This window comes from Verruconatronum alginivorum (assembly GCF_056590205.1).
Map to the genome: position 1 here is coordinate 4,768,231 of NZ_JBWPVQ010000001.1, position 24,391 is coordinate 4,792,621.

A 24,391-nucleotide genomic window follows, 5' to 3' on the forward strand; every position below is an offset into this window, starting at 1 on the left:
AACGGAATTTATCGCCGTTTCGCATCATCCATCGGAGCTTATGAAATTGCATGTGGAAGTCCGTCCGTATCGCCGATCATTTCGCCGTCCGTTGACCACCGCTCATGGAGAATGGCGGGAGCGGCGCGGTTTTTTGCTGCGGATCACCGACGACGAAGGGAAGTCGGGTTTCGGGGAAGTCGCGCCGGTTCCATGGCTCGGGTCGGAAACCGAGGAGGAGGCGGCGGCCTTTCTGCGGAGGTTTCAGGAAGGCTCGGGCGGGATGGGGGAGATCAGCCGGTTGCCCGCCTGCCGGTTCGGCATCGATTCGGCGATGGCCGACTTGCGCGGCGATTTCGCGGAAATCCCGGTGCGACCGCTGGAAGTGGCGGCGCTGTTGCCGTCCGGGTCTGACGCCTTGGAGGAGATGGCGAGTAAAACGCGGGAAGGATTCCGGATATTCAAATGGAAGATCGGGGTGTTGCCCGCCGGGGAGGAGCGGGAGTTGTATCGCGAACTCGACCGGAACCGTCCGGAAGGAAGTCGGCTTCGGCTCGATGCGAACGGGGCGCTCTCGTTGGCGGAGGCGCGGGAGTGGTTGCGGTTATTGGACGAAACCGGGGCGGAGATGTTGGAGCAGCCGTTGCCGGTGGCGGGGTTCGCGGAGATGGTCGAATTGACCAAGGAGTTCGCGACGCCGATCGCCTTGGACGAAGGGATCGGAGGCGCCCGGCAGTTCGAGGAGGCGCACCGGCGGGGTTGGACGGGGCTCTATGTGGTGAAACCGGCGATCTTTGGGGCGATGCGGGAGGCGGCGGCCCTGTTGCTGCCGTTGCGTCCGCGGTTGGTTTTTTCGTCGGTGTTCGAGACCTCGATCGGATTCGAGTCGGTGTTGCGCTGGGCGTCTCGCTGGCAGGCCGACGGGTGCGCGGCGGGATTCGGGACGGACGCCTATTTGGAAGAGGATGGATGGTTCGTCCATCCCCGGGGACCGAAGGTCATCCGAGGATTGGTGGATTTGGCGCGGATTTGGGGTGGGGAGGGGGAGGGATAGACGATAGACGATAGCAGATAGACGATAGACGATAGGGGCTATTTTCGGGCGGCTTCTTCGTTTTCGGTGCAGTCGGAGCAGACGCCGAAGAACTCGAGCATGTGGGAGACGTTGCGGTAGCCGCGTTCGCGGACGAGCCGTTCGAGGCCTTCGACGACGCAGAAATCGAGAGATTCCACTTTCTGGCAGGAGGTGCAGACGATGTGGTGGTGGTGGTCGGGGCCGATGTCGATCTCGTAAAGACTGGTGCCGTCGTGGAAATGGCAGCGGCGGACGAGGTTCAATTTCTCGAAGGCCGCGAGGCAGCGGTAAACGGTGGCCAAATCGCAGAGGCCGGACTCCAGTTCCCCGTGGATTTCCTCGATGGTGGCCGGACGGCTCTTCTCCAGGAGGACCTGGAGGATTGCCTTACGGGGGCGGGTGATCCGCAATTGGTTCTTTCGGAGCGTTTCCAGCGCTTCTTCCATGAGGGCGCCAGGGTCGGCGTGAGTGTGCGGGTGGTCGGCCATGAGTGATGAAAGTCGCCTCCAAGCTGCTTGAGACCGGGCAAAACATCAAATTCTAATTTTACTTTTGCGCTATTCCCGAGAAAGTAGCAGCGTCAGGAGAATAAGGGAAAACACCAGTCCCCCGGTCGGGGATTGGCCCGCACTCGCCACTTTTCGGACAGGGACAAGGAGAACACCAGATGCAGGAGCAAGAATTTTCAGAGGTCGTCGATTTGATCCGCAAGGAGGATCCACGGTTTGCCAAAGGAGCCTATTTCTTTGTCCGTCAAGGCCTTGACTATACGATCCGCAAACTCGACGAACAGGAGCCGGAGCGGGGGACACGTCATGTGAGCGGGACCGACCTGCTCGAAGGGATGCGGGAATTCGCTTTGGACCGTTACGGTCCGATGAGCCACACTCTCCTGACCGAGTGGGGCCTCGGGGAATGCCGTCACTTCGGGGAAATTGTTTTCCAGTTGGTCGATTATGGCGTGCTCGGGAAGACGGAAGATGATAAGTTGGAAGACTTCTGCGGCGGATACGACTTCGAGGAGGCCTTTTTGGGGCCGTTCCGTCCGGCGAAAGCCCGGAAACCGGTCCGAAACGCCCGGCCGGCTCGCAGTCGCGACTAAACGCATCATTCTTTTCCGATATGTCTTCCAATTTCATCGCACCCGCTTCGGGGCGACTTCTCGATTCGTTGCTCAATGAAACCGTCGAGCGCTTCACGCTGCCGAACGGTCTGGTCGTTTTATTCAAGGAGGAGAGCGCCGCGCCGGTCAGTTCGGTCCAGCTCTGGGTGAAGACCGGCAGCATCCACGAAGGGGAAAGCCTCGGCTCGGGGTTGTCCCACTTCCTGGAGCACATGCTCTTCAAAGGAACCGAGAAACGGGCCGGCAAGGAAATCTCCAGCTTGGTCCAGGCCAATGGGGGCAACATCAACGCCTACACCAGTTTCGACCGGACGGTCTATTACATCGATCTGCCGAGCGACAGCACGGCGGTGGCGCTCGACATCCTGGCCGACGCGGTTTTCCACTCGCGCCTGCCGGAGGAGGAAGTCGAGAAAGAGCGGGAGGTGATCTTGCGGGAGATCGACATGTATCTCGACGACCCGTTGTCACAGTTGTCGCAATCGCTGTTCGAGACCGCCTTCCGCGAGCATCCCTATCGGGCACCGGTGATCGGTTACCGCGACGTCTTCGAGACGGTGACCCGGGATGAATTGATGCGGTATTACCGGCAACGTTACGTGCCGAACAACGCGGTCCTGGTGGTGGCGGGGGATTGGGATCTGGACTCCTGCCGGGCGGAGGTGGAGCGGCATTTCGGGAGCCTGCCCCGGCGGAAGATCGCGCCGGTCTTTGTGCCGGCGGAACCGGAGCAACTCGCCTATCGCGAGAATCGGATCTTCGGCGATGTCCATGTGATGCATTGCGGGCTCGGCTTCAAGATTCCCGGGTTGACCCATCCCGATTCGCCCGCGCTGAAGATTTTGGCCAGCATCCTCGGTTACGGAAGCAGCTCCATCCTCTGGAAAAGTCTGCGCGACCGGGACCAACTGGTCCACGATATCGACGTCTCGACCTGGAATCCCGGCACCTCCGGGCTGTTTTACGTCTCCTTCGTCGCCGACCCGGAGAATCGGGAAGCGGCGATCGCCGCGCTCTGGAAGGAATTGGATGCGGTGGTCAAGGATGGGGTCCCGCCCGCCTTGTTGCAGAAGACGATCCGCCAGGCGTTGGTCGGGGAAGTGAACGTCCGGAAAACGGTGCAAGGGCAAGCGGCCCGTCTCGGGGCGGCCGAAGTGGTGGTCGGCGATCTCGATTATCCGCGGGTTTATTTGAAGCAGTTGGCGGCGGTGACGCCGGAAGATTTGCGACGCGTTTGCCGGCAATATCTGCGAGCGGACAAGCTGACCACGGTGACGCTGAATCCGGAAGCGGAAACCGCAGGAGCTCGGACGGCGACGAAGGCGGCCCGCCGGGAGTCGGGATGCGAGCAATTCAAACTTTCGAACGGGACCACGGTGTTGTTGCAGCCCGATTCCCGTTTGCCGAGCGTGCACACCCGGTTGATCCTGCGGGGCGGTCCGGTTTATGAACGGCCGGAGACCCGGGGATCGACGGCGATCCTGGCGACGATGTTGACCAAGGACACGGTGCGCCGGAGCAAGGAGGAAGTCGCCGAAGCGATCGAAGGGGCGGGCGGCTCGATGAGCGATTTCTCCGGAAACAACACCTTTGGCCTGTCGGTGGAAGTGTTGCCGGACGATTTGGAACTCGGACTGAAATTGGCGGGCGAGGCGTTGCTCTCCCCGGCTTTCTTGCCGGAAACCTTCGCCCGGGAAAAGGAAGCGGAGATCGCCTCGTTGAAGGAGGATCTCGACGAAATCGTCGACTACGGCCGGAAGTGTCTGCGGGCCCGGTTTTTCGGGAAACATCCGTTCGCGATCGAACCGAGCGGGACATTGGAGACGTTGTCGGCGGTTCGGTTGGAGGATGTGCGGGAGCTCTACGCCTTGACGGTTTGCGCCGAAAACCTGGTGGTCAGCGTGGCCGGGGATTTCGATCCGGCGGAGATGCGGGAACGCCTCGAAGCGATTTTCGGGAAAACGCCGGCGTGCGATTTCCGTCCGGTTCCGGCTCCGTTCGCCGCTCCCTTGAGTCCGGGCGAGTATCGGGAAACCATGGCGCGGAAACAGGCCGTGGTGTTCGAGGCGTATCCGGACGCGGGGATCACCGATCCCACGTATGCCGTCGGCGAGGTGGCCGACGAGCTGTTCAGCGGGATGTCGAGCCTGTTGTTCGAGCGGGTCCGCGACGATCTCGGGTTGGCCTATTTCGTCGGGTCGAACCGGATCACCGGCGTGGACACCGGACTCTTTTACTTTTATGCCGGAACCAATCCCGCGACCGTCGATCCCGTGGTGAGCGAGATCGGCCGGGAAATCGATCGGGTCCGCGACGGCAAGGTGACCGAAGAGGAACTGCGCCGGTGCCGGAAGCGGTTGAAGGCGCGGAAACGGATGGGGCTGCAATCGTTTGGCGCCCGGGCGATGGATGCCGGATTGAATTATCTGTTCGGATTGCCGGTGGCCGATCTGAAGGCGTATGAAGCCAAGGTCGACGCGGTCACCGTGGCCGATCTCCAAGCGTTCGCCCGCCAGCGGTTTTGTTCGGAAAACCGCGTGCTGTTGGTGGTCGGCCCCGACGGGGCGAAAGCCGTCGGGTGATTCCCAATGGGTGAGACAGGGATTCCTTGTCTGTCTGTAGTTCCGATAGCCTCCCAGCTTCCGCTGTAGCATGCCGGCTTTCGCCGGATGTAGCGGGAAAAGCCCGTCGGCACCGGAAATCCATCAGGCGAAAGCCTGATGCTACGAAGAGGGTATCCGAAAAGGTTTTCGGTCGATCCCTGGCTGTAGCAGCGGGGAAAGACAACACACCCCACCATGCTTGCGCATGGTCCCCCCCTCTCCAGAGGGGATCGGCGTACAGGAAGTTCCCCTCTTGAGAGGGGGGGACCGCTCGCTAGAGCGGTGGGGTGTGTTTCCAGGCCGGTCCGGTCGCTGCGAACCCTTTTCGGATGGGGTCTATGAAGCAAATACTCTTTCCGAGACGGGCGTGGCACAAACGTCTGCCTGTATTTGCGTTGGTGTCGCGGGTCACCAACAATGGTGCGTGATGCCTCGACAAATCCTCTAAGAGTTTTCTAAGATCGGCCTTTACCTATAATTATGAAGATATTTTTGGATGGCTCATTAGTGGAGGCGGCGGACGCCAAGATTTCGGTTTTCGATCACGGAGTCCTTTACGGAGACGGCGTGTTCGAGGGGATCCGGCTCTATCAAGGGTGCGTTTTCCGTTTGGACGAGCATCTGGAGCGGTTGGAGTTTTCGGCCAAGGCGCTCATGTTGAAGTTGCCGATGTCGCGGGCGGAGATCGCCGAGGCGGTCTGCGAAACTTGCCGGCAAAACAACCTCACCGACGGTTACATCCGGTTGGTCGTCACCCGCGGGGTGGGGAATCTCGGCTTGTCGCCGAACTCGTGCGCCAAGCCGTCGATCTTCATCATCGCCGACAAGATCGAGCTCTATCCGAAGGAGCATTACGAGCGCGGGTTGACCGTGGTGACGGTTCCGACCCGGCGGAACGGTCCGGCGACGTTGAGTCCGGCGATCAAGTCGTTGAATTACCTGAACAACATCTTCGCCCGGGTCGAAGCCTCGATGGCCGGAGCGAGCGAAGCGATCATGCTCAATGAGCAAGGGTATGTGTCGGAGTGTTCGGGGGACAATATCTTCACCCTCTTCAAGGGCAAAATATACACACCCCCGGCGAGCAGCGGGGCGTTGAAGGGGATCACCCGTGACGTCGTCATCGAGATCGCGGAGGAGTTGGGGATTCCCCTTGTCGAAGCCAATTTGACCCGCTATGATCTCTGGATCGCTGAGGAGTGTTTCCTGACCGGCACGGCTGCGGAAGTGGTTCCGGTGGCCAAGATCGACGGTCGGGATATCGGCGACGGGAAGCCGGGACCGATCACCGGCAAGTTCCTCGAGGCATTCCGGAAACGGGTCTGCCGCGAGGGAACTTTCCTGTGAATACGGCGGTCCTCAATGGGGGATTTCCTGCCCGTTGACTGACGGATTCCATGGAGATGCCGCGGCTTGTGCGCTCGGGTTGCGGCTTTTCTTTACATCTTGCGCGCAAGGGGCATAGAATTGCCGGAAAAGGACCGCAATGCGGCGATTTTCGTGAGAAAGTGATATCTTAAGACAATGGCGAACTCTTTGAAATGTAACCTTTGCGACAATTTGGCATCGGTTCACCTCACTCAGATCTTGAACAACAAGATCCACAAGGTGGACCTGTGCGAATCTTGCGCACAGGCCAAAGGGGTGACCGACCCGAATGGGTTCTCACTCGCCGACCTGTTGGTCAAGTCGCCTCTCGTGGGCGAATCGCCGTCGGGGCAGTTGAAATGCCCGTCGTGCGGTTTTACTCAAAACGATTTTCGTAAACTGGGCCGCCTCGGCTGTCCGGATTGCTACGGGGTTTTCACGTCTTTGCTCGCACCGGTTCTGGAAAACATGCACAAAGGGACCACGCACAAGGGCAAGATCCCCGTCAAAGCGTTGGAACGGGTTTCGATCGACGAGCGGTTGAAGGCATTGGAGGAGGAAATCCAGGATGCCGTCAAAGCCGAGCGATACGAGGACGCCGCCAAGATCCGCGATCAAATCAACCAATTGAAACAAGGTGCGGAAAACCGATCCTCATAAAGCGATGTCGATTCGTTCGCTGTTCAATTCCAAAGCGGAGCTGACGCATAGTCCCAGCGCCAAGTGCCCGGTCGTCCTGAGCACCCGGATCCGGCTTGCCCGCAATCTCCACGGTTTTCCTTTCCCCGGTTGGGCGAAGCCGGACATGCGGCGGAAGATCGCCGACATTTGTCTCGAAGCGATCGCCGGCCTCCAGGCCGCCAAGAACGCCATCATCGTCAAGGCGGAGGACATCTCGGACCTCGAAAAGCAGATCCTCTACGAACGCCACCTGATCAGCCGGGAGCTGATGTCGAGCAAGAGCGGATCGGGCGCGGTGGTGAGCAAGGACCAGTCTTGCGTCATCATGATCAACGAGGAAGACCATCTCCGGATCCAGGTCCTCCGCAACGGCTTTAATTTCAAGCGGGCCTGGAGCGCGATCGACGCGATCGACACCGCGATCGAGGAGCAACTCTCCTATGCCTTTTCGCCGCAGATCGGTTATCTCACCGCCTGCCCGACGAATCTGGGCACCGGGATGCGGGCCTCGACGATGATGCATCTCCCGGCGTTGACCCTGGCCAACCAGATGGAGAAAGTGATCCGGGCGGTCAACCAACTCGGCATCGCGGTCCGCGGATTGTTCGGGGAGGGGTCGGACGCCAGCGGCAGCATTTTTCAAATTTCCAACCAGACCACCCTCGGCGAAAGCGAAGAGGCGATCATCAAACGACTTTCCAGCGTGCTCAATACCGTGATCGAGCAGGAGATGAACGCCCGGGCGAAGTTGATGGAGACCGACGCGGCCAAGATCCTCGACAAGATCGGCCGGGCCTACGGGACGTTGCGTCATGGCTACGTGACGGCGTCGTCTGAAGCGATGAATCTCCTCTCGTTGATCCGCCTCGGCATTGATCTGGAGGTCTTTCCCCAGGAGCACCGCTCCCTGGTCGACCGCTTGTTGATCGAATGTCAGCCGGGCCACGTGCAATACGCCGCGAAGAAGCTCAAGGTGGAGACGGGCGAACGCGATCGGCTCCGGGCCGCGCACCTCCGGGCGGAGTTTGCAAAACTGCCTGAACCAGATTTAAGTAAAACAAACGAATAACCCACAACCAGAGACATCATGGAACCAATGAACAACTTCACGCCGAGAGCGCAGCAGGTCTTGGCGTTGGCCAGAAAGGAAGCGGACCGTTTTCATCATAACTACGTGGGGACGGAGCATTTGCTTCTCGGCTTGATCAAACTCGGTCAAGGCGTCGCCGTCAGTGTGTTGCAGAAAATGGGGATGGACCTCGATACCGTCCGCAACGCGGTCGAAAAGCAGGTCGGCACCGGACCCGAGGGCAAACCGACCGGCAACATCCCGTACACCCCGCGGGTGAAGAAGGTCCTCGCCCTCGCTGGCAAAGAAGCCAAGGCGCTCAATCACAGCTACGTCGGCACCGAACACATTTTGCTGGGACTTCTCCGCGAAGGAGAAGGGGTGGCGGCCCGGGTCCTCAAGGCGCTCGACGTCGACATCGAACGGACCCGCAACGAGATCCTCAGTGAACTCGATCCGCAATTCACCGGCGAGCCCGACGAAGGGATGGCGACCGGCGGACGCGGTCAGTCGCCCGAGGAGAAAAAGGACCAGAAAACTCCGGCCCTCAAGGCTTTCGGCCGCGATCTCACCGAACTCGCCCGCCGCGGCGAACTCGATCCGGTGATCGGCCGCAAGAACGAGATTCGCCGGGTGGTGCAGATCCTTTGCCGCCGGACCAAGAACAACCCGGTCCTGATCGGGGAGGCCGGCGTCGGCAAGACCGCCATAGTCGAAGGCCTGGCTCAGGAAATCGCCAGCGGCCTCGTGCCGGAGATTCTCGCCGACAAGCGGGTCGTCACGCTCGACCTCGCTCTGATGGTGGCCGGCACGAAGTACCGCGGTCAGTTCGAAGAGCGGATCAAGGCGGTGATGGAGGAGATCAAACGGGCGCGCAACATCATCATCTTCATCGACGAGTTGCACACCATCGTCGGAGCCGGCGCCGCCGAAGGGGCGATGGACGCTTCGAATATCTTCAAACCCTCCCTTTCCCGGGGCGAGTTGCAATGCATCGGCGCCACCACGCTGTCGGAGTATCGCAAATACATCGAGAAGGACAGCGCCCTCGACCGCCGTTTCCAAAGCGTGAAGGTCGACGCGCCGTCGGTCGACGACACGATTTTGATCCTCAAGGGCATCCGGAGCAAATACGAGGAGCACCACAAAGTGGTCTTTACCGACCATTCGTTGGAAGCCGCCGCGAAGCTGTCGGACCGCTATATCACCGGCCGTTTCTTGCCGGATAAGGCGATCGACGTCCTGGACGAAGCCGGGGCCCGCGCCCGCATCGCTTCGCTGAACCGGCCGCCGGAAATCGAAGATCTCTCGACCGAGATCGACGAAGTCTGCGCCAAGAAGGAAGAGGCGATCAGCAAGCAGCATTTCGAGGAGGCCGCCGAATTCCGCGACAAGGAGAAGCAACTCCGGGCCAAACGCGAGCAGGTGCTGGAAAACTGGAAGAAGCACCGCGAGGAAAAGACCATCACCGTCGGCGACGAGGAGATGATGCATGTCGTCGCCGCCTGGACCGGTATTCCATTGCAGCGAATGGAGCGGAAGGAAGCCGAAAAGCTCCTCCAGATCGAAGGCGAGTTGCAGCGGTCGGTCATCGGCCAGGAAGAAGCGACCGTGGTCATCGCCAAGGCGTTGCGCCGCTCGCGGGCCGATCTCAAGGATCCGCGCCGCCCGATCGGATCGTTCATGTTCATGGGACCGACCGGGGTGGGGAAGACCCATCTCGCGAAGACTCTCGCCGACAAAATGTTCGGCAACCAGGATGCGATCATCCAGATCGACATGTCGGAATACATGGAGAAGTTCTCCGTCTCCCGCCTGATCGGATCGCCGCCGGGGTATGTCGGATACGAAGAAGGCGGACAGCTTTCCGAGGCGGTCCGGCGGAAGCCATATTCGGTGATCCTTTTCGACGAAATCGAAAAGGCCCACCCGGACGTGATCCAGCTCCTTCTGCAAGTGTTGGAAGATGGCCGGTTGACCGATAGTTTGGGACGGACCGTCGATTTCCGGAACACGATCATCATCATGACCTCGAACGTCGGGGCCAGCCATCTGCATTCGCAAGGGGTGATGGGCTTCGGGACCGCTCCGGGCGCCGGAGGCGGAGGTTTCGAAAAGGCGAGGGACAAGATCCTCGACGAAGCGAAACGCGTGTTCAAACCGGAGTTCCTGAACCGGATCAACGAGATGGTCGTTTTCCGTCCGCTCGGGCGCGAGGAGTTGGTCAAGATCGTCGAACTCGAAGTCGACAAAGTCGCGAAGCGTTTGGCGGAACGGGAAATCGTTCTTGATATCACCCGCGAAGCCAAGTTGCTCCTGATCGAGAAAGGCTACGACGAAAAGTATGGCGCGCGTCCGTTGCGCCGTGCCGTCGAGCATTATCTCGAAGATCCGTTGGCCGAGTCGATTCTCCGGGGCGACGTCAAGACCGGCGAGCCGATCATCGTCCGCCGCGACGGAGATCATCTCACCTTCGAGCAGGAGACGCCGATCAGCGAAGTCTCCTCATGATGGAAGAGCTTAAATAAACGGTGTCCGAGAGGGGTGATGAACGTTCACTGCTACGGCAGGCTCGAACGTTCAACGCCTCGTTCGGACCCCTCTTCCAGGTAGTGGGGTTGGCTTTGCCGCCCTATGTTTTAGGATGCTCGATACGTCCAAGGATCATCGAACCCGCCTTTGAGGTGCGGGTTCGAGATCGTTCGGTCGTCCTTGGCCGCTGCGGTCGGGCGGCGGAGCCAACCCCACTACGGTAGACGGCGCACGACGGAAATCCGGCGAAAGCCGGGATGCTACCGGGGGACCGGTGTCATGCTGAGCAACGTTGTCGTCGTGGGAATGCCAGAGCGTAAGCCGGAGCTTCGTGCTTCATCGTCCGCAGACTCCGCCAGACCCGACTACGGGCAAAGTCGTCTGGATAATCCGACAGGATAAACATTCAGGGCCGCAGGCGGGTTCGCCTGCGGCCCTTTCGTTTTTATTCAAGGAGTCCTGGGGGCACGGGAAGAGTACGTCTCATCCGGCCGCGGCATGGGATTCCGCTTCGACCGCCACCGTCTCTTTCGACTTCGCGGCGCTTTCGTCTTCATACCATATCGACACGAAAATCACGTTTTCCTGATGTCCGCTCATGCCGACCGGGGATTGTCCGTAGAATTCGGAAACTTGCTGAATAGTACGAACGTTGTTCCGCTCCATCCACCGGTTCATGTCTTCGTCGAAATATTCGAGAGAAGAGTGACTGGCGCCGCATATGAAGTGCTTTACCTTAAGAATCAGTCTCACCTCCTTTGCAGGATTCTCTTGGCGGTGTTTGGCAGGAACGACCGCCAATGTAACGGGGAGGTTATGGCGGGTCCTCTCCGATTGCAAAGGAAATCGGAGGAGGGGATGAGCGAAACGGACCGTGATGATCCGTCGAAAAACTTTGACCGCCTTCGGTTAATGGTTTTTCTTCTCCCTTTTCGCGGAATTCTCCGCTGCGTCACTGCAATACATTTCCTTAACGAAACGTGAACATCAAGATTGAAGACATTAACGACACTCGCAAGAAGCTCCTGGTCACCGTGGGAGCCGACGAGGTGGAGAAAGAGCATGGCGAATTGGTGAAGGAATTCGTCAAGATCGCGCGGGTGCCGGGGTTTCGTCCCGGGAAGGCCCCCGCCCAGATGGTCGCGAAACGCTTTTCGAGAGAGATCGCCGAGGAGCTGGACAAAAAGGTTTTGTCCGCCGCCTACCGGGAAGCCCTCGAGGAAACGAAGGTCAAACCGATGAAGCTGATCGAAGGGCCGACCGAGAGCGTAAAACGGGGCGAGGAAAATCAGATCGAGTTCGTGGTCGACATCCATCCGGATTTCAATCTGCCGGAATACAAGGGAATCGCTGTCACCAAGGGTTCCGAGAACGTCGCCGACGAAGAAATCGAAAAAGTCGTCGAACAGCTGCGTTCCCAGCGGGCGGATTTCACCGTGGTCGAGCGGGAAGCCAAAAAGGGCGACTACGTGAAACTCAATTACGAAGGCAAGATCGACGGCCAGGCGATCGCCGAGATCGCGCCGGAGCGTTCCGTTTTCGGCAAGCAAGCCAACACATGGGAGGAAGTCGGATCGGAGGAATCTCCGATCCCGGGTTTCACCGCCGCTTTGGATGGAATGAAAGCCGGCGACAAAAAGGAAGTGACGGTCAGCTTCCCCGAGGAATTCCCGGAAGAGCCGCTTCGGGGAAAGAGTGCGACCTACGACGTAGAATTGCTCGAAGTTCGGGAACGGGTACTGCCCGAATTGACCGAAGATTTCTTGAAGCAGTTCGGTGTGGCGAATGTGGAAGAGTTGAAGGAGCGGATTCGTGCCGATTTGGAACAGCAGAAGAAGACGGAGAACCGCAACAACCAACGCCAGCAAGTGGCGGAGAAGCTGGTGAATGCCGTCGAGTTCCCGCTGCCGGAAAGTGCGGTGGAGCGCGAAACCCAAGTCATTCTCCGTCAATTCATGGAGACCAATCTCCGCCAAGGAGTGCCCGCGGAAGAATTTGAGAAGCACAAGGAAGAGCTTCACGAAAACGCCCGCAAGGCCGCTCACAACCGGGCGAAGTCCCAGATGATCTTGGCGCGGGTCGCCGAAGCGGAAAAGATCAAGGTGGACGACGGCGACATTAGCCGGTATGTTTTCTTCGAAGCCCAACGCCGTCGCCAGAAGCCGGATCAACTGGTGAAGGAGTTGCGGAAAAACCCGGACGAGGTCGAGTCGATCCGGACCGGTTTGCTTTTGGACAAGACGCTTGATTTCCTCTTGGAAAACGCTAGCATCACCGAGGCAGAGTCTTAATCACAAAGAGAGGCAATTTTCGTGTCATCGTACTACCTACCGCAAGTAATTGAAACCGACGGCCGCGTGGAGCGGAGCATGGACGTCTATAGCCGGCTGTTGAAGGACAGGATCATTTTCATCGGAGCTCCCATCGACGATTTCGTCGCGAACTCCGTGATCGCCCAGCTCCTTTTCCTGCAAATGCAGGATGCCAAGCGCGACATCCATCTTTACATCAACTCCCCCGGCGGGGTGGTTTCCGGGGGGATGGCGATTTACGACACCATCAACTTCCTCCAGAGCGACGTCGTTACTTATTGCGTCGGCATGGCCGCCAGCATGTCGACCGTCTTGCTCGCCGCCGGAACCAAGGGTAAACGCTACGCCTTGCCCAACAGCCGGGTGATGATGCACCAGCCGACCGGCAGCGCCACCGGCCAGACCGCCGATATTGCCATCCAGGCCCGTGAGGTGTTGCAGTGGCGGAAGACCTTGAACCAGGTCCTCGCCAAACACACCGGTAAAACCGAGGAACAGATTCAAAAAGATTCCGACCGGGATTACTTTCTCAGCGCGACCGAGGCCAAGGATTACGGCATCGTCGACCACGTGATCGAACTTAAAGCCCAAGCGGAAGAAATCCGTAAAGCGGTGTAGACGGCTCCTCGCATGGCGAAATCGTCCAAAATGACCATGTGTTCGTTCTGTGGCAAGACCCAGAACGAAGTCAGAAAGTTGATCGCCGGACCGGAGGTTTTCATCTGCGACTCCTGCGTCAACGTCTGTAAAACGATCATCGATCGGGAAGCCCGGCCGGCTCCCGAAACCTCCGAGACTCCGTTCAAACTGATCAAGCCTTCCGAAATGAAGAAGGTGTTGGACGACTATATCATCGGACAGGAGCAGGCGAAAAAGGTATTGTCGGTAGGCGTTTATAATCACTACAAGCGCCTGATGTTCGAGCGGGAAGGGAAGAAGCAAACGGCGGTTTCGTCGGAGTTCTCGGACGTTGAGATCGAGAAAAGCAACATTTTGCTGATCGGACCGACTGGTTCCGGAAAAACCTTGTTGGCCCGGACTTTGGCCCGCATCCTCGACGTTCCTTTCGCCATCGCCGACGCGACCACTCTTACGGAAGCCGGATACGTGGGCGAGGATGTGGAAAACATCGTCCTGCGCCTCCTCCAGGCGGCCAATTACGACGTCAAGCGGGCGGAGTGCGGAATCATTTACGTCGACGAAATCGACAAGATCGGACGGAAGACGGAGAACGTTTCGATCACCCGTGACGTTTCGGGGGAAGGGGTGCAGCAGGCGCTTTTGAAAATCCTGGAAGGTTCGGTTTGCAACGTCCCTCCGCAAGGAGGCCGGAAACATCCGAATCAGGAATACATCCAGGTCAACACTTCCAACGTTCTGTTTATTTGTGGCGGCGCCTACGTCGGACTCGAGCAAATCGTGGAACGGCGGGCCGGTCGTAAAGTGCTCGGGTATGGCGGGCACCAAGGGCAAAGCGAGGCGCAGGAATTCCATCACGCGGAGGCTTTGATGAAACAGATCGCCCCGGAAGATCTGGTGAAGTTCGGAATGATTCCGGAATTCATTGGACGTTTGCCGGTGATCTCGATTCTCGATCCGCTTTCGATCGGCGACCTGGAGAAAATTCTGCTTCACACCAAGAGCGCGTTGATCAAGCAATACAGCAAGCTCTTCGCGATCGACGGTGCGCGCCTGACCTTTACTCGGGATGCGATCCGAGCGGTTGCGGAAAGGGCGATCGAGTTGAAAACCGGCGCCCGCGCTCTCCGTTCCATCATGGAGAAACTGATGCTCGAAGTGATGTATGAACTTCCGCAAAAGGATGACATTGAGGAAGTCGTGATCGACCGGGCGGTTGTCGAAGGCCGGAGAAAGGCCCGTTTGAAGCGGGTGTCGGCGAAGAAAGTGAAGAAGAAAAAAGACGCCGCTTGATCGCTCGGAAAAAATCGACGGAATTTCAGAAATATCCGTTGACTGCGACGATCACCGATGCCACGTTTATCTTTTCTTTGATGCAGGGTGGAGCAGTCTGGTAGCTCGTCAGGCTCATAACCTGAAGGTCGCTGGTTCAAATCCAGCCCCTGCACCCAATGAAGGCCGGTTTCCTCGAGAGGAACCGGCCTTCGCCATTTTCAGAGCGTCATCACGGACTTCCGGGATGAATATGGAGGCGAAGGTGGTCTCTCTTCGGTTCCAAGTGAGTCGTGACAATGGATCCCTCCGGTAAGGTCTTGGCAATGGTGCGTTCGATTTCGGTGGCGATGGCGTGGGCGGTTTTAATGGGGGTCTCATCGTCGAAGAGGAGATGGAGGTCGACCCAATGGCCGTCGCCGAGATTGCGGTGGCGAAGCGCATGGTAGGCGATCTTGTGTTTACCTGCTTCGCGGTCGAGGATTTCGACCAATTGGGCATGCACTCGCGGATCCGCTTCGTCCATCAATCCGCGGATGCTGCGACGAATTAGACCGAACCCGGCGAAGAGAATGTTGATTGCGACCAGGATCGCGAAGATCGGATCCCAGGGAAGCCATCCGGTGAACAAGGTGAGGACGAGGCCGACGATGACACCGACGCTGGTCCAGGCGTCGGTCAGAACATGTTTTCCATTGGCTTCGAGAATTAGGGAGTTTTTCCGTTTTCCGATCCAGATCAGGTAGAATCCGAGAGCGCCATTGATCAGGATGGTCAAGGCGGTCAGACCGGTGCCGAGTCCGATGTTTTCCAGCACGAGTCCGGCGATCCATTTTTGGATGGCGTCATGGATGATGAAAACCGCGGCGATAATGATGAGCGCGCCTTCCGCTCCGGCCGAAAAGAAGCCGATCTTCGCATGCCCGTAAGGATGTCCGGCATCGGCCGGTTTCTGGGAGAGCCGCAGGCTGAAGGACGCGAAGGCGACGGCGATCACATGGACGATCGTTTCGATCGCGTCGGCGAAGATCGCGGCGGAACCAGTTAGTAGGTAGGCGCCGAATTTAATGAGCAACATCAGAACGCCGACCCCGAGCGACAGGTTCATCGCGAACCTGAGCATTCTTCGATCCCGCTCGTTGGTGGGAAGCGCTTCCATTCGGGGAATTTAAACCGAAGTCATTCGGTTTCGAAATACCAAATGCGGCGGGCCTTTCAGTTTGTTCGAAGGGGACGTAGGCAGCCCCGAGGGGTGCGACGAGTTACCGGGCGAGCCATTGCCGCAAAACGGCGGCATCCTGGAGAAACTGTTCGGGGGAATCGTGGCGGACGAATTCCATCAGGACGTAATGGTCGCGGCCGGTTGAGCGGACGAGCTCCAGGTAATCTTTCCAGCGTTCTTCGCCGTCCGTCAAGGCGAGTCGGTCGGTGCCATGGGGCACCCAGGAGAAGATGTGGACGTTGGTCAATCTCGGAAGCAACGTCTTCAGCCCTTCGAGCGCGTATTCTTTCGACGCGCCAACCGCCGGCTGCCAGAGGGAAAAAACGTTCGGATGATCGACCTCCTGCAGTAACGTCGCGGCGGAATGGTTGGTATCGGTCAGGGTGTTGCCATGGAACTCGAACGAGAGGGAGATTCCCGCTTCCGCCGCCATTCCGGCGATCCGGCGGGTTTCCTCCACCACTCGGGCTCGCATTTGCGGATCGGTCTTCTCCGACCCGACGGTTCCGGCCCAGATTCGGATCGTCGGCGCTCCCAAAGCCACCGCGCTATCCAGGACGGCGGTGAATGGAGCTTGTTCGGTTTCGTTCTTGCCGACCCGGTAATAGGATCCGTAGGCGGCGACCCGCAATCCGGCCTCTTCGGTTTGGCGGCGGGCGTCGCGGGCGATTTCCGTTTCGCCCGGCGGAACGTGGACATCGCCGCCCCATTCGATGCCGGTCAAGCCGGCTTGGCCGACCAGGGAGACGATTTCAGAAACCGTGAGTTTACGGAAGGTGATCGAGACGAGACCAGGTGTCAGCATGTTTCGGGCTTCCAAGTTAGGCGATGATCGCCGCCTTCTCCTTGGAGAGTCGCCATTGCATCGGTTGGTTCTTGAGATAACGTTTCAATTCGCTGATCATGTCTTGTCCCATCCGACGGCATTCCCCGTTCACCGACCCGGCGATGTGGGGGGTGAGGGTGACGTTGGGCAGGGTGTAGAGAGGTGAACCTTTCACCGGTGGTTCGGGGTAAGTGACGTCGAGGATGGCTTGGATATCGGGGCGTTGTTTGAGGACCTCGATCATGCCCGGTTCGTCGACGATGGCGCCGCGGGCGGTGTTGATGAAGGTGGAGTTCGGCCGCATCGCGGCGAAATGTTCGCCTCGGATCATTCCGATTGTTTCGTCGAGCAAGGGGGCGTGCAGGCTGACCACGTTGGAGCGGGCGAAAATCTCTTCGAGCGGGACTCGTTCCACTTCGAGCGCATGAGCCGCTTCCGCGTTGAGGAACGGATCGTAGACGATCACGTTCAACGAAAACGGCCGGAGCCGTTCGAGTACCAGACGTCCGATCTTCCCGAGGGAAATCATCCCGACGGTACTTCCGTAAACTCCGGGTACATCTTCGCGATCGGGTTTGGTGGTGAGGCCCTTGTTGGCCGCCGCCCAACGCCAGGTGAGTTTGAGGGAGAGAAGGATGGTGGCGAGGGTAAACTCCGACACCGGCACCGCGTTGGCGGCGGAAGCGTGCGAGAGGACGATGTCGCGCTCCCACAGGGCGTCGGTCACGAATCCCCGGACGCTACCGGAACCGTAGAAAACCGCTTTCAGGTTCGGCGCTTGGCGGAGGAATTCCTCGTCCATCCTGGGAGCGCCCCAGCCGGAGAAGATGACCTCGACCTCGCTGAGCAGATCGGGATGTTTCCGGATCGATTCGGCGGTGTGGGGCTCCGCGATGACGTCGACCAAGCGGGCGATCTCCGCTTGCTCGTCGGGACCGTAGATCAATTCGAACGCTTCGGGTTTGAGAATGTAGAGTGCCTTGAGCATGTGTTTTGGGTCAGCGAATCTGACCGGTTCCGATCACCACGTATTTGTAGCTGCAAAGTTCCTTGAGCCCCATCGGGCCACGGGCGTGAAGTTTGTCGGTGGAAATGCCGATTTCGGCTCCCATGCCGAATTCGAATCCATCCGTGAAACGGGTGCTGGCGTTCCAATACACCGCGGCGGAATCGACGCCGGTCAGGAAGGCGTGGGCGGCTTCGGCGTCGCCGGTGACGATGGCGTCGCTGTGGGCGCTGCCGTGCGCGTTGATGTGGGCCACTGCCGCTTCGAGCGAGGGAACCACTTTCACCGCCAGTTTCATCGCGAGGTATTCCTCGGTCCAGTCACTTTCGACGGCTGGGTGGTGGGGGATCGGCGGTTCCGCGGTTTCCAGTATCCTGGCGGCGGATTCGTCGACCCGGAGTTCCACTCCTAGATCGGCCAATTTCCGGGCGACCCGGGGAAGCAAGGTTTCGGCGGCACCTTGATGGATCAGCATTTTTTCCGCCGCGTTGCAGACGCCGGGACGCTGGCACTTCGAGTTGACCGCGATCTGTTCCGCCATGTCTGGGTCGGCTTTTTCATCCAGATAAACATGACAGACTCCCTGGTAATGCTTGATGACCGGAATCAGGGAGTTTTCCGCGACGAACCGGATCAGTCCCTCGCCCCCGCGGGGGATGATGCATTGGACCAGCGAGTCTAGTTTCAGCAGGCAATTCAAGGCGTAGCGCTCGGTGGTCGGGATCAATTGGACCGCCTTCGGAGGCAAACTGGCCTCGGTCAACGCTTGGGTGATGATCGCCGCGAAGGCGGTGTTGGTGTGGAAGGCTTCCTTGCCGCCGCGGAGGAGGGAGGCGTTGCCCGACTTCAGACAGAGAACGGCGCAATCGATGGTGACGTTCGGGCGGGATTCGTAGATGATCCCGATCACGCCGATCGGCACCCGGAGCTTGCGGATGGAAAGGCCGTTGGGGCGGTGAATGATCTCGATCTCTTCGCCGACCGGGTCTTCGAGGGCGGCCACCTGCCGGACTCCTTCGGCGATACCGGCCAGGCGTTCGCGGGTGATTAGAAGACGGTCGAGGAGGGCTTCGCCGAGGCCGTTGGCCCGTCCCGCCTCGATATCCTTGCGATTCGCTTCGAGGATCGGTTCGGCGGAGGATTCGAGCAAGGAGGCCAAGGCTTCGAGGGCCTGGTCTTTTTGGCCGGCCGGAATCTGGGCCAGTTGAAGCGAGGCCGCCCGGGCGTCCGTCGCCATCGAACGTACCAGCTTTTCGATTTCGTCTTCGTTCATAGTTGGCCGCCATCATTTCGGTTTGCCGAAACGGTGTCAATTGCCCGGTCCACTTTCACCGGGCCCAGCGGAGGCGGAAGGTCAGTTGCTGACCGGGAGGCTGGTGACGAGGATCGGTTCGTCGTCGATTTCGATGGTGATGCTGTAGTCGCCCGGCTGGTCGAAACGGAGGTTGCGGATCTCGTTGATCAGATTGATCCGCTGCAAGGGGCTCTTGGATTCGAATTCGCGCACCACGATCTCGCGGGGGTCTTGGAGGCTGTATCCGAAAAGAATCCGGATCTTGTGTTTCCCGACCGGCACGTCGCTCAAGGTGAGGAACCACATCATCCGGGGATGGGTCACCGGAAAATGACGTGCCTTGATGTTGGAGAACACCCCGAGGAGCGTGTGTTTGCCCGAGCCCGGGTCGATATGAACCCCGTCGCAGGTGATCCAAGCCAATATTTGCGGTTTCGATTGCACCGTGCCAACGTGCAGAAGGGAGAATGGTTTATCAATTCTTTTTGGCACCAGCCTCGCGCGCCTTCAACAGGCCTTCCGATTTGTTGGAGTCCCGCCTTTAGGCGGTCCCCTGGCTTTGGTAAGGTAGCGGGGGCGCCCGCGGACCAGACGGAGCTGGTCCCTCCCTGGGAATCAGACGAAGACCGCATAAATGCGGAACTCGTGCGTCATCAAGTCGCAAACGCGGGAATGAAATGGACCCGCTCCGCTTTCCGTTTCTTTCGTTTGATCAATTGGCCGTGGTGGGGCTAACTCTCGGGGAACGATGGATTCTCCAACTTTCATCTCGATCAATCCGCGCGCGGCGGCGAGTCTGCGGCTCCGGGTGTTGCTGCCGCCGAATCTGGCGACGGTCGCCGGGCGCGACGCGATTCCGGTCAAACTCGAGCTCGAGGCGAGCGGTCAAAAACCGGTGACCCCTGAGCGGGTCTCGCCCGGTCGGGCGTTTCAGATGAAGGCCTCCCATGCGGCGGCGTTGGCCCGGATCGAGGATTGGTGCGCCGGAAAACCGGCGGCGTTTTTGCAACTTTCCCGCGACCAAGTTCGCCAACTGATCGCCCTGCTGGACGGCGAACCGGCGTTTTTTATGATCAACCGTCCCCAAGCGGCCCTCGCGTGGAAGGCCGGGGAATTGCCCGAAGTTTCGCCGCATCTGGCCGTCCGTCCGGAGGAGGCCGCCGCGTCGGCCGAATCCCCTCCGAAACGGCCGACATCGGCGGCGCAGGCTTCACCTTCAGCTTCATCTTCGCCGTCGCGACCGTCCCCTCGGCCGACGCGTCAACCGGTCGCGCGGGCCGGGGTGATGGCCGTCGACGGGTCGACCCAGTTTGTGGCGATCACGCTTCCGTCGCGGGAACATCCGCTTTACGACGAGGCGCTCGATTTGGTGAAGGGGCATGATTTCCGGCTGGAGCCGTCGAATCGCAAGTGGTGGTTGCGGGACAAACACAAGACTCTCGTCTTTTTGTCCGAGCACCTCGCCGACCTCCGGGAACGGTTCCAAGCCGACTTCACCCCAAACTTCGAGCGCAACATCGCCGCGGTGGAACAGGCCGAGGTCGCTTGCCAGGCGGCGGAAGCGGGGGAGGGGTTCCAGCTGGAACTCTCGGTCGCCGCCCGCGGCTTCGATTCCCGCCAGATCCAGGACTCGCTGCAAACCGGCCGTCCTTATCTGGAGCGCGAGGGCAGGGTGGTCTTGTTGCCCAAGAAGCAGTTGGACCGGTTGGAGGAAGTGCGGCGCCTGCTGAGCGGGAGCGCCCGCACCCAGCCGCAACCCCTTTCCGTCCATCGTCTCTCCGGCGCCGACCTGGCGGTGGCCGGCGAGTTGCTCGATTCGCTCCTTCCCGGATTCCAACCGCCGGAAACCTGGCGGTCGCGTTCCGACGCCCTCGGCAACATCTCGCGCCTCGCCCCGGCGCCGGTTCCCGCGGAAGTCGACGACCGGTTGCGGTTGTATCAGCGGATCGGGGTCTCCTGGATGTATCATCTTTATCAACACAAACTCGCCGGCATCCTGGCCGACGAGATGGGTTTGGGGAAAACCCTGCAGGCGCTATGCCTGGTCGAGGCGGCCCGCTCCGCCGGCGGTTCGCGTCCATCCCTGGTGGTCTGTCCGGCCTCGCTGGTGGAGAATTGGCGGCGGGAAGCCGGACGGTTTTTGCCCGGTCTCCGGGTTTTCCTTCATTACCGGGAACAACGACTCGGGTCGGTCGAGGAATTCGCTCCGCACGATCTGGTGATCACTTCTTACGCGACGTTGATCCGGGATCAGGAGTTGTTTCGCGAAGTGGAGTGGAACTGCATCGTCGCCGACGAAGCCCAGCACATCAAGAACCGCCGCACCCAGAACGCCCGGGCCTTGTGTTCCCTGCTCGGCCGGGGCCGGTTCGTGCTGACCGGCACGCCGGTGGAAAACAGTCTGGCCGACCTCGTGTCGCTCTTCGCCTTTCTGATGCCCGGCTATATCGGTCAGCTTCCGACCGACTCCCGGGGAGAGGAGCGCGCCTGGCATGAAGCCCGGTTGCTGAAGAAAGCGGCTCCCTACATTCTCCGCCGCACCAAAGCGTGGGTCGCTCCGGAGTTGCCCGAGAAGATCGAGCAAACGCTCTTCTGCGACATGGAGGAGGCGCAGCGGAAGCTTTACGATTCGTTCCTCGGGGAAACCCGCTTGGAGTTCGATACCCTGGTCAAAGGCGGCGAAAGCGAAGGGGGGATTCGGCGCGCGATGTTTCTCCGGTTGCTCCGCCTCCGGCAGATCTGTTGCGACCCGCGATTGGTCGACGACGGGTCGCTGGCCAAAGATTCCGGCAAACTCAATGCCTTCCGGGAAATCCTCGAGGAAGCGATCGACGACGGGCACCGCCTGCTGGTCTTTTCGCAATTCGTATCCGTTCTTCAGTTACTCAAGGAGGAACTGGAGGAGCAAGGGTTGCGGTATTCCTACCTCGACGGCCAAACCCGCAATCGATTGGCGGTGTGCGACACGTTCAACAACGACCCCGGGATACCGGTGTTCTTGATCTCGCTGAAGGCCGGCGGCACCGGTTTGAACCTGACCGGCGCCGACACGGTGATTCATTTCGATCCCTGGTGGAATCCGGCGGTGGAGGCCCAGGCGACCGACCGGGCTCACCGGATCGGTCAGCAAAAAGTGGTGACGAGCATCAAGCTGATCGCCACCGGGAGCGTGGAGGAAAAAGTCCTGGCGCTCCAGCGGAGCAAGCGCGCCCTGATCGAAAATCTGTTCGAGGAAAGCACCGCCGCCACCGCCCCGGTCGGTCTCGCCGACCTCCGCGAATTGCTGGAAGGTTGAGTGTCGGCGGAAGGCCGTCGGAGTTTTCCCGGAGAACCTCCGCCGCAGGGTGCAATTTGCATAACCGACGACGGTCCCTTTGCACTTTGCAATTCGCATGGCGGACTGGCTTTTGTGGGGGTGTTTCCGTAGGGTGTTGTTTGTTAGTGGTTAGTGGAATTCGGTGATATTGGCATGCCCCGTGCTTTTAACGGAGCCAACCCAAGAACGGGGAAAGTGAAAACAAGCAAAACCGAATTCGGAGCCGGAGGAACCCCCGGTTCCGGGAAAAGTAGAACCACGAACGAGACGACATAAAACGAAAACTATGAAGACACCGAAGAAATTATTTACAGCTGGAGCGATTGGCGCATTCAGCTTGGGCCTCGTCACGGGGGTCACTGCCCAGCAGCAGCAGACTCCGGGGCAGACCGATCGTCCGGGCCAGACTCAGCAGGCTCAGCCGGGGCAACCAGGTCAACAGCAGCAGCACGGCCAGCAGCAACAGGCTCAGCAACCGGGCATGGGGCAAGAGCAGCAACAGGCCGGCCAGCAAAGCCACCGCTGGGAAGACTTGTCCGGCACGGAAGTCACCAATCAGGAAGGCGAGCGCCTCGGCACGTTGGAAGACGTGGCGGTGAAGCTTGAGGACGGACGCCTCGCGTTCGCCATCGTTTCCGAAGGCGGATTCCTCGGGATCGGCGGCGACTGGCGCCCGGTTCCACCGGAAGCTTTGGAAATCCGAGGGCAGGACGACGATCTGGAAATCGTCCTGAATATTAGCGAGAGCGAGTGGGAAAATGCTCCGACCATCGACCGCGAACAAATCGATCAACTCGCCCAGGAACAACGGGCTCAGGAGATCTATTCGTTCTACGGCGAAGATTGGCAGCAAGCCCAACAACGGCAAACCGAGTTCGGCGCTCCCGGCGAACGGGATCGTGACGAAGGCATCCGCCTCGACGACAACCAACACGAACGCGACGATGACGACACCGAGTTCGGCGCCCGCGACCGCGACGACAAGGAAAAGGACAACGGCGAGTATGGCGCCCGTGCCCATGACCGTAAGGACAAGGACAAGAACGGCGAATACGGTGCCCGCGAGCGTGACGACGACAACGGCATGGAATTCGGAGCCCCGGGCGACCGCGATGATCAGGACCGTGCGATCCGCGAGGACGACGACAATGATCTCCAAGCCGAAGGTCTCGACCAGGACCGCGATCAAACCGAGTTCGGTTCTCCCGAGCATCGCCAGGAAGGCGCTGCCGGAGTAGGAGCTCAGCAGCAGCAAGATCAGGAACGGACCGAAGCTCTCGGTCAGGAAGATGACGACACCGAATTCGGCGCCCGCCAGCAACAGCATGGCCAAGCCGGAGTGGGGCAACAGCAACAAGCTCAAGTCGGCCAGCAACAACAGCAGGAAGGGCAGATTCGTCTCGCTTCCGATGTGACCGACTTCGAAATCGTCAATCAGCAGGACGAAGAAATCGGCCGGATCAGCGATCTGTTGGTCAACCTTGAAGAAGGACGCGTCGACTTCGTCGTGTTCACCGAAGGCACCGGCATGATGGACATGATGGGCGGAGGCGACGAGTATGTGGTTTCCCCGCGTGCTCTGCAACGCATCCAAGACGACCGGGCGGTGTTGAACATCCGTCAGCAGGACCTCGAGCAGGCCCAAGCGCTGACCCGTCAGCAACTGCCGCAGCAGGCGCAGCAACAAGCCCGCGCCGGAGCCGAGTCGCCACAAGTCTTCCGTTTCCAGGATGACGACGACACCGGCATCTTCGGCGATCCGGATCGCGACCGCGACGATGCGCGGACCGAAGATCGTGACCGTGACGATCAAGACCAAATGGGCGCCCGTCCGCAGGAAGCTCCGACCCAGCAGGAGCGTCCGGGCCGCGACACCCATCAGCAACAACAAGAGCCTGATCTTCAGACTGACTTGTAATCGTAATTGAAATACTTCGGGGACCGTCGCGTTCGAACGCCGGCAGCCGAGAGCGGATTATTGATTCGACTGGAGGCTGCCGGGGTTCTTCACCCGGCGAAACCGAGGAAAAATTCACCCGAAGGCGGGGGCGGCCGGTTCGCCGGCACCCTTGCC

At 59.7% G+C, this 24,391-nt stretch carries 19 protein-coding genes and 1 tRNA gene; 13 read left to right on the top strand and 7 right to left on the bottom strand.

The genetic code is table 11. The features are described from left to right. The first annotated feature begins 40 nt into the window (after positions 1–40). Positions 41–1,033, top strand: a complete 993-nt coding sequence (locus ACWUI2_RS17460; protein WP_486984132.1) for an o-succinylbenzoate synthase — start codon at positions 41–43, stop codon at positions 1,031–1,033. A gap of 38 nt (positions 1,034–1,071) precedes the next feature. Here the strand turns inward: ACWUI2_RS17460 and ACWUI2_RS17465 are convergent, their stop codons facing one another. Next, positions 1,072–1,542, bottom strand: a complete 471-nt coding sequence (locus ACWUI2_RS17465; protein ID WP_486984133.1) for a Fur family transcriptional regulator — start codon at positions 1,540–1,542, stop codon at positions 1,072–1,074. Positions 1,543–1,721: 179 nt separating this feature from the next. On the opposite strand from ACWUI2_RS17465, the gene ACWUI2_RS17470 reads away from it, so the two are divergent. From ACWUI2_RS17470 to ACWUI2_RS17495, 6 genes are all read left to right on the top strand, one after another. Next, positions 1,722–2,156 carry a Minf_1886 family protein gene (locus ACWUI2_RS17470; protein ID WP_486984134.1) on the top strand — a complete coding sequence of 145 codons (435 nt, stop codon included), beginning with the start codon at positions 1,722–1,724 and terminating at the stop codon, positions 2,154–2,156. Between the two features lie 20 nt (positions 2,157–2,176). Further along, positions 2,177–4,759 carry a M16 family metallopeptidase gene (locus ACWUI2_RS17475; RefSeq protein WP_486984135.1) on the top strand — a complete coding sequence of 861 codons (2,583 nt, stop codon included), beginning with the start codon at positions 2,177–2,179 and terminating at the stop codon, positions 4,757–4,759. A 501-nt stretch (positions 4,760–5,260) separates the two neighbouring features. Then, the gene (gene ilvE, locus ACWUI2_RS17480; protein ID WP_486984136.1) at positions 5,261–6,127 is read left to right on the top strand and encodes a branched-chain-amino-acid transaminase; all 867 of its coding nucleotides are present in this window, start codon (positions 5,261–5,263) and stop codon (positions 6,125–6,127) included. A gap of 240 nt (positions 6,128–6,367) precedes the next feature. Then, positions 6,368–6,808, top strand: coding sequence for a UvrB/UvrC motif-containing protein (locus ACWUI2_RS17485; RefSeq protein WP_486984137.1), 441 nt, complete (start codon positions 6,368–6,370; stop codon positions 6,806–6,808). 4 nt (positions 6,809–6,812) lie between these two features. Continuing rightward, a complete protein-coding gene (locus ACWUI2_RS17490) occupies positions 6,813–7,898 on the top strand; it encodes a protein arginine kinase (protein WP_486984138.1) in 1,086 nt (361 codons plus the stop codon). A gap of 18 nt (positions 7,899–7,916) precedes the next feature. Next, entirely contained in the window at positions 7,917–10,409 is a 2,493-nt protein-coding gene (locus ACWUI2_RS17495; protein ID WP_486984139.1) for an ATP-dependent Clp protease ATP-binding subunit, read from the top strand. A gap of 504 nt (positions 10,410–10,913) precedes the next feature. Here ACWUI2_RS17495 and ACWUI2_RS17500 read toward each other — a convergent pair. Next, positions 10,914–11,108, bottom strand: coding sequence for a hypothetical protein (locus tag ACWUI2_RS17500; RefSeq protein ID WP_486984140.1), 195 nt, complete (start codon positions 11,106–11,108; stop codon positions 10,914–10,916). 302 nt (positions 11,109–11,410) lie between these two features. On the opposite strand from ACWUI2_RS17500, the gene tig reads away from it, so the two are divergent. The 4 genes from tig to ACWUI2_RS17520 all read left to right on the top strand — a co-directional run bounded on the left by tig (position 11,411) and on the right by ACWUI2_RS17520 (position 14,832). Further along, positions 11,411–12,721 (top strand): trigger factor, encoded by a 1,311-nt coding sequence (gene tig / locus ACWUI2_RS17505; RefSeq protein ID WP_486984141.1) that lies wholly within the window; start codon positions 11,411–11,413, stop codon positions 12,719–12,721. Between the two features lie 21 nt (positions 12,722–12,742). Next, on the top strand, positions 12,743–13,360 hold the full coding sequence (locus ACWUI2_RS17510) for an ATP-dependent Clp protease proteolytic subunit (RefSeq protein ID WP_486984142.1): 618 nt from the start codon (positions 12,743–12,745) through the stop codon (positions 13,358–13,360). Between the two features lie 12 nt (positions 13,361–13,372). Continuing rightward, positions 13,373–14,674 carry an ATP-dependent Clp protease ATP-binding subunit ClpX gene (gene clpX / locus ACWUI2_RS17515; RefSeq protein ID WP_486984143.1) on the top strand — a complete coding sequence of 434 codons (1,302 nt, stop codon included), beginning with the start codon at positions 13,373–13,375 and terminating at the stop codon, positions 14,672–14,674. Positions 14,675–14,755: 81 nt separating this feature from the next. After that, a tRNA-Met gene (locus ACWUI2_RS17520) sits at positions 14,756–14,832 on the top strand. Between the two features lie 53 nt (positions 14,833–14,885). Here the strand turns inward: ACWUI2_RS17520 and ACWUI2_RS17525 are convergent. The 5 genes from ACWUI2_RS17525 to ACWUI2_RS17545 form a co-directional block, all read right to left on the bottom strand. After that, positions 14,886–15,776: a cation diffusion facilitator family transporter gene (locus ACWUI2_RS17525; protein WP_486984144.1), complete on the bottom strand. Its 891-nt coding sequence runs from the start codon at positions 15,774–15,776 to the stop codon at positions 14,886–14,888. Positions 15,777–15,915: 139 nt separating this feature from the next. After that, positions 15,916–16,680 carry a sugar phosphate isomerase/epimerase family protein gene (locus tag ACWUI2_RS17530; protein ID WP_486984145.1) on the bottom strand — a complete coding sequence of 255 codons (765 nt, stop codon included), beginning with the start codon at positions 16,678–16,680 and terminating at the stop codon, positions 15,916–15,918. A gap of 16 nt (positions 16,681–16,696) precedes the next feature. Then, the gene (locus ACWUI2_RS17535) at positions 16,697–17,689 is read right to left on the bottom strand and encodes a hydroxyacid dehydrogenase (protein WP_486984146.1); all 993 of its coding nucleotides are present in this window, start codon (positions 17,687–17,689) and stop codon (positions 16,697–16,699) included. Between the two features lie 10 nt (positions 17,690–17,699). Continuing rightward, positions 17,700–18,980 carry a glutamate-5-semialdehyde dehydrogenase gene (locus ACWUI2_RS17540; RefSeq protein ID WP_486984147.1) on the bottom strand — a complete coding sequence of 427 codons (1,281 nt, stop codon included), beginning with the start codon at positions 18,978–18,980 and terminating at the stop codon, positions 17,700–17,702. A gap of 81 nt (positions 18,981–19,061) precedes the next feature. After that, complete coding sequence (locus ACWUI2_RS17545) at positions 19,062–19,493, bottom strand: DUF6941 family protein (RefSeq protein WP_486984148.1); 432 nt, start codon at positions 19,491–19,493, stop codon at positions 19,062–19,064. A gap of 256 nt (positions 19,494–19,749) precedes the next feature. Here ACWUI2_RS17545 and ACWUI2_RS17550 point away from each other — a divergent pair, with 256 nt between their 5' ends. Further along, positions 19,750–22,296 (top strand): DEAD/DEAH box helicase, encoded by a 2,547-nt coding sequence (locus ACWUI2_RS17550; protein WP_486984149.1) that lies wholly within the window; start codon positions 19,750–19,752, stop codon positions 22,294–22,296. A 307-nt stretch (positions 22,297–22,603) separates the two neighbouring features. Continuing rightward, positions 22,604–24,235 carry a PRC-barrel domain-containing protein gene (locus tag ACWUI2_RS17555; protein ID WP_486984150.1) on the top strand — a complete coding sequence of 544 codons (1,632 nt, stop codon included), beginning with the start codon at positions 22,604–22,606 and terminating at the stop codon, positions 24,233–24,235. Positions 24,236–24,391 lie beyond the last annotated feature (156 nt).

Bases quoted from the DNA above. Each gene is read 5' to 3' on its own strand.
- ACWUI2_RS17490 (WP_486984138.1), top strand. From the start codon at position 6,813: ATGTCGATTCGTTCGCTGTTCAATTCCAAAGCGGAGCTGACGCATAGT.
- ACWUI2_RS17535 (WP_486984146.1), bottom strand. From the start codon at position 17,689: ATGCTCAAGGCACTCTACATTCTCAAACCCGAAGCGTTCGAATTGATC.
- ACWUI2_RS17550 (WP_486984149.1), top strand. From the start codon at position 19,750: ATGGATTCTCCAACTTTCATCTCGATCAATCCGCGCGCGGCGGCGAGT.
- ilvE (WP_486984136.1), top strand. From the start codon at position 5,261: ATGAAGATATTTTTGGATGGCTCATTAGTGGAGGCGGCGGACGCCAAG.
- ACWUI2_RS17465 (WP_486984133.1), bottom strand. From the start codon at position 1,542: ATGGCCGACCACCCGCACACTCACGCCGACCCTGGCGCCCTCATGGAA.
- ACWUI2_RS17470 (WP_486984134.1), top strand. From the start codon at position 1,722: ATGCAGGAGCAAGAATTTTCAGAGGTCGTCGATTTGATCCGCAAGGAG.
- clpX (WP_486984143.1), top strand. From the start codon at position 13,373: ATGGCGAAATCGTCCAAAATGACCATGTGTTCGTTCTGTGGCAAGACC.
- ACWUI2_RS17525 (WP_486984144.1), bottom strand. From the start codon at position 15,776: ATGCTCAGGTTCGCGATGAACCTGTCGCTCGGGGTCGGCGTTCTGATG.
- ACWUI2_RS17555 (WP_486984150.1), top strand. From the start codon at position 22,604: ATGAAGACACCGAAGAAATTATTTACAGCTGGAGCGATTGGCGCATTC.
- ACWUI2_RS17495 (WP_486984139.1), top strand. From the start codon at position 7,917: ATGGAACCAATGAACAACTTCACGCCGAGAGCGCAGCAGGTCTTGGCG.
- ACWUI2_RS17475 (WP_486984135.1), top strand. From the start codon at position 2,177: ATGTCTTCCAATTTCATCGCACCCGCTTCGGGGCGACTTCTCGATTCG.
- ACWUI2_RS17530 (WP_486984145.1), bottom strand. From the start codon at position 16,680: ATGCTGACACCTGGTCTCGTCTCGATCACCTTCCGTAAACTCACGGTT.
- ACWUI2_RS17460 (WP_486984132.1), top strand. From the start codon at position 41: ATGAAATTGCATGTGGAAGTCCGTCCGTATCGCCGATCATTTCGCCGT.
- ACWUI2_RS17500 (WP_486984140.1), bottom strand. From the start codon at position 11,108: ATGAACCGGTGGATGGAGCGGAACAACGTTCGTACTATTCAGCAAGTT.
- ACWUI2_RS17540 (WP_486984147.1), bottom strand. From the start codon at position 18,980: ATGAACGAAGACGAAATCGAAAAGCTGGTACGTTCGATGGCGACGGAC.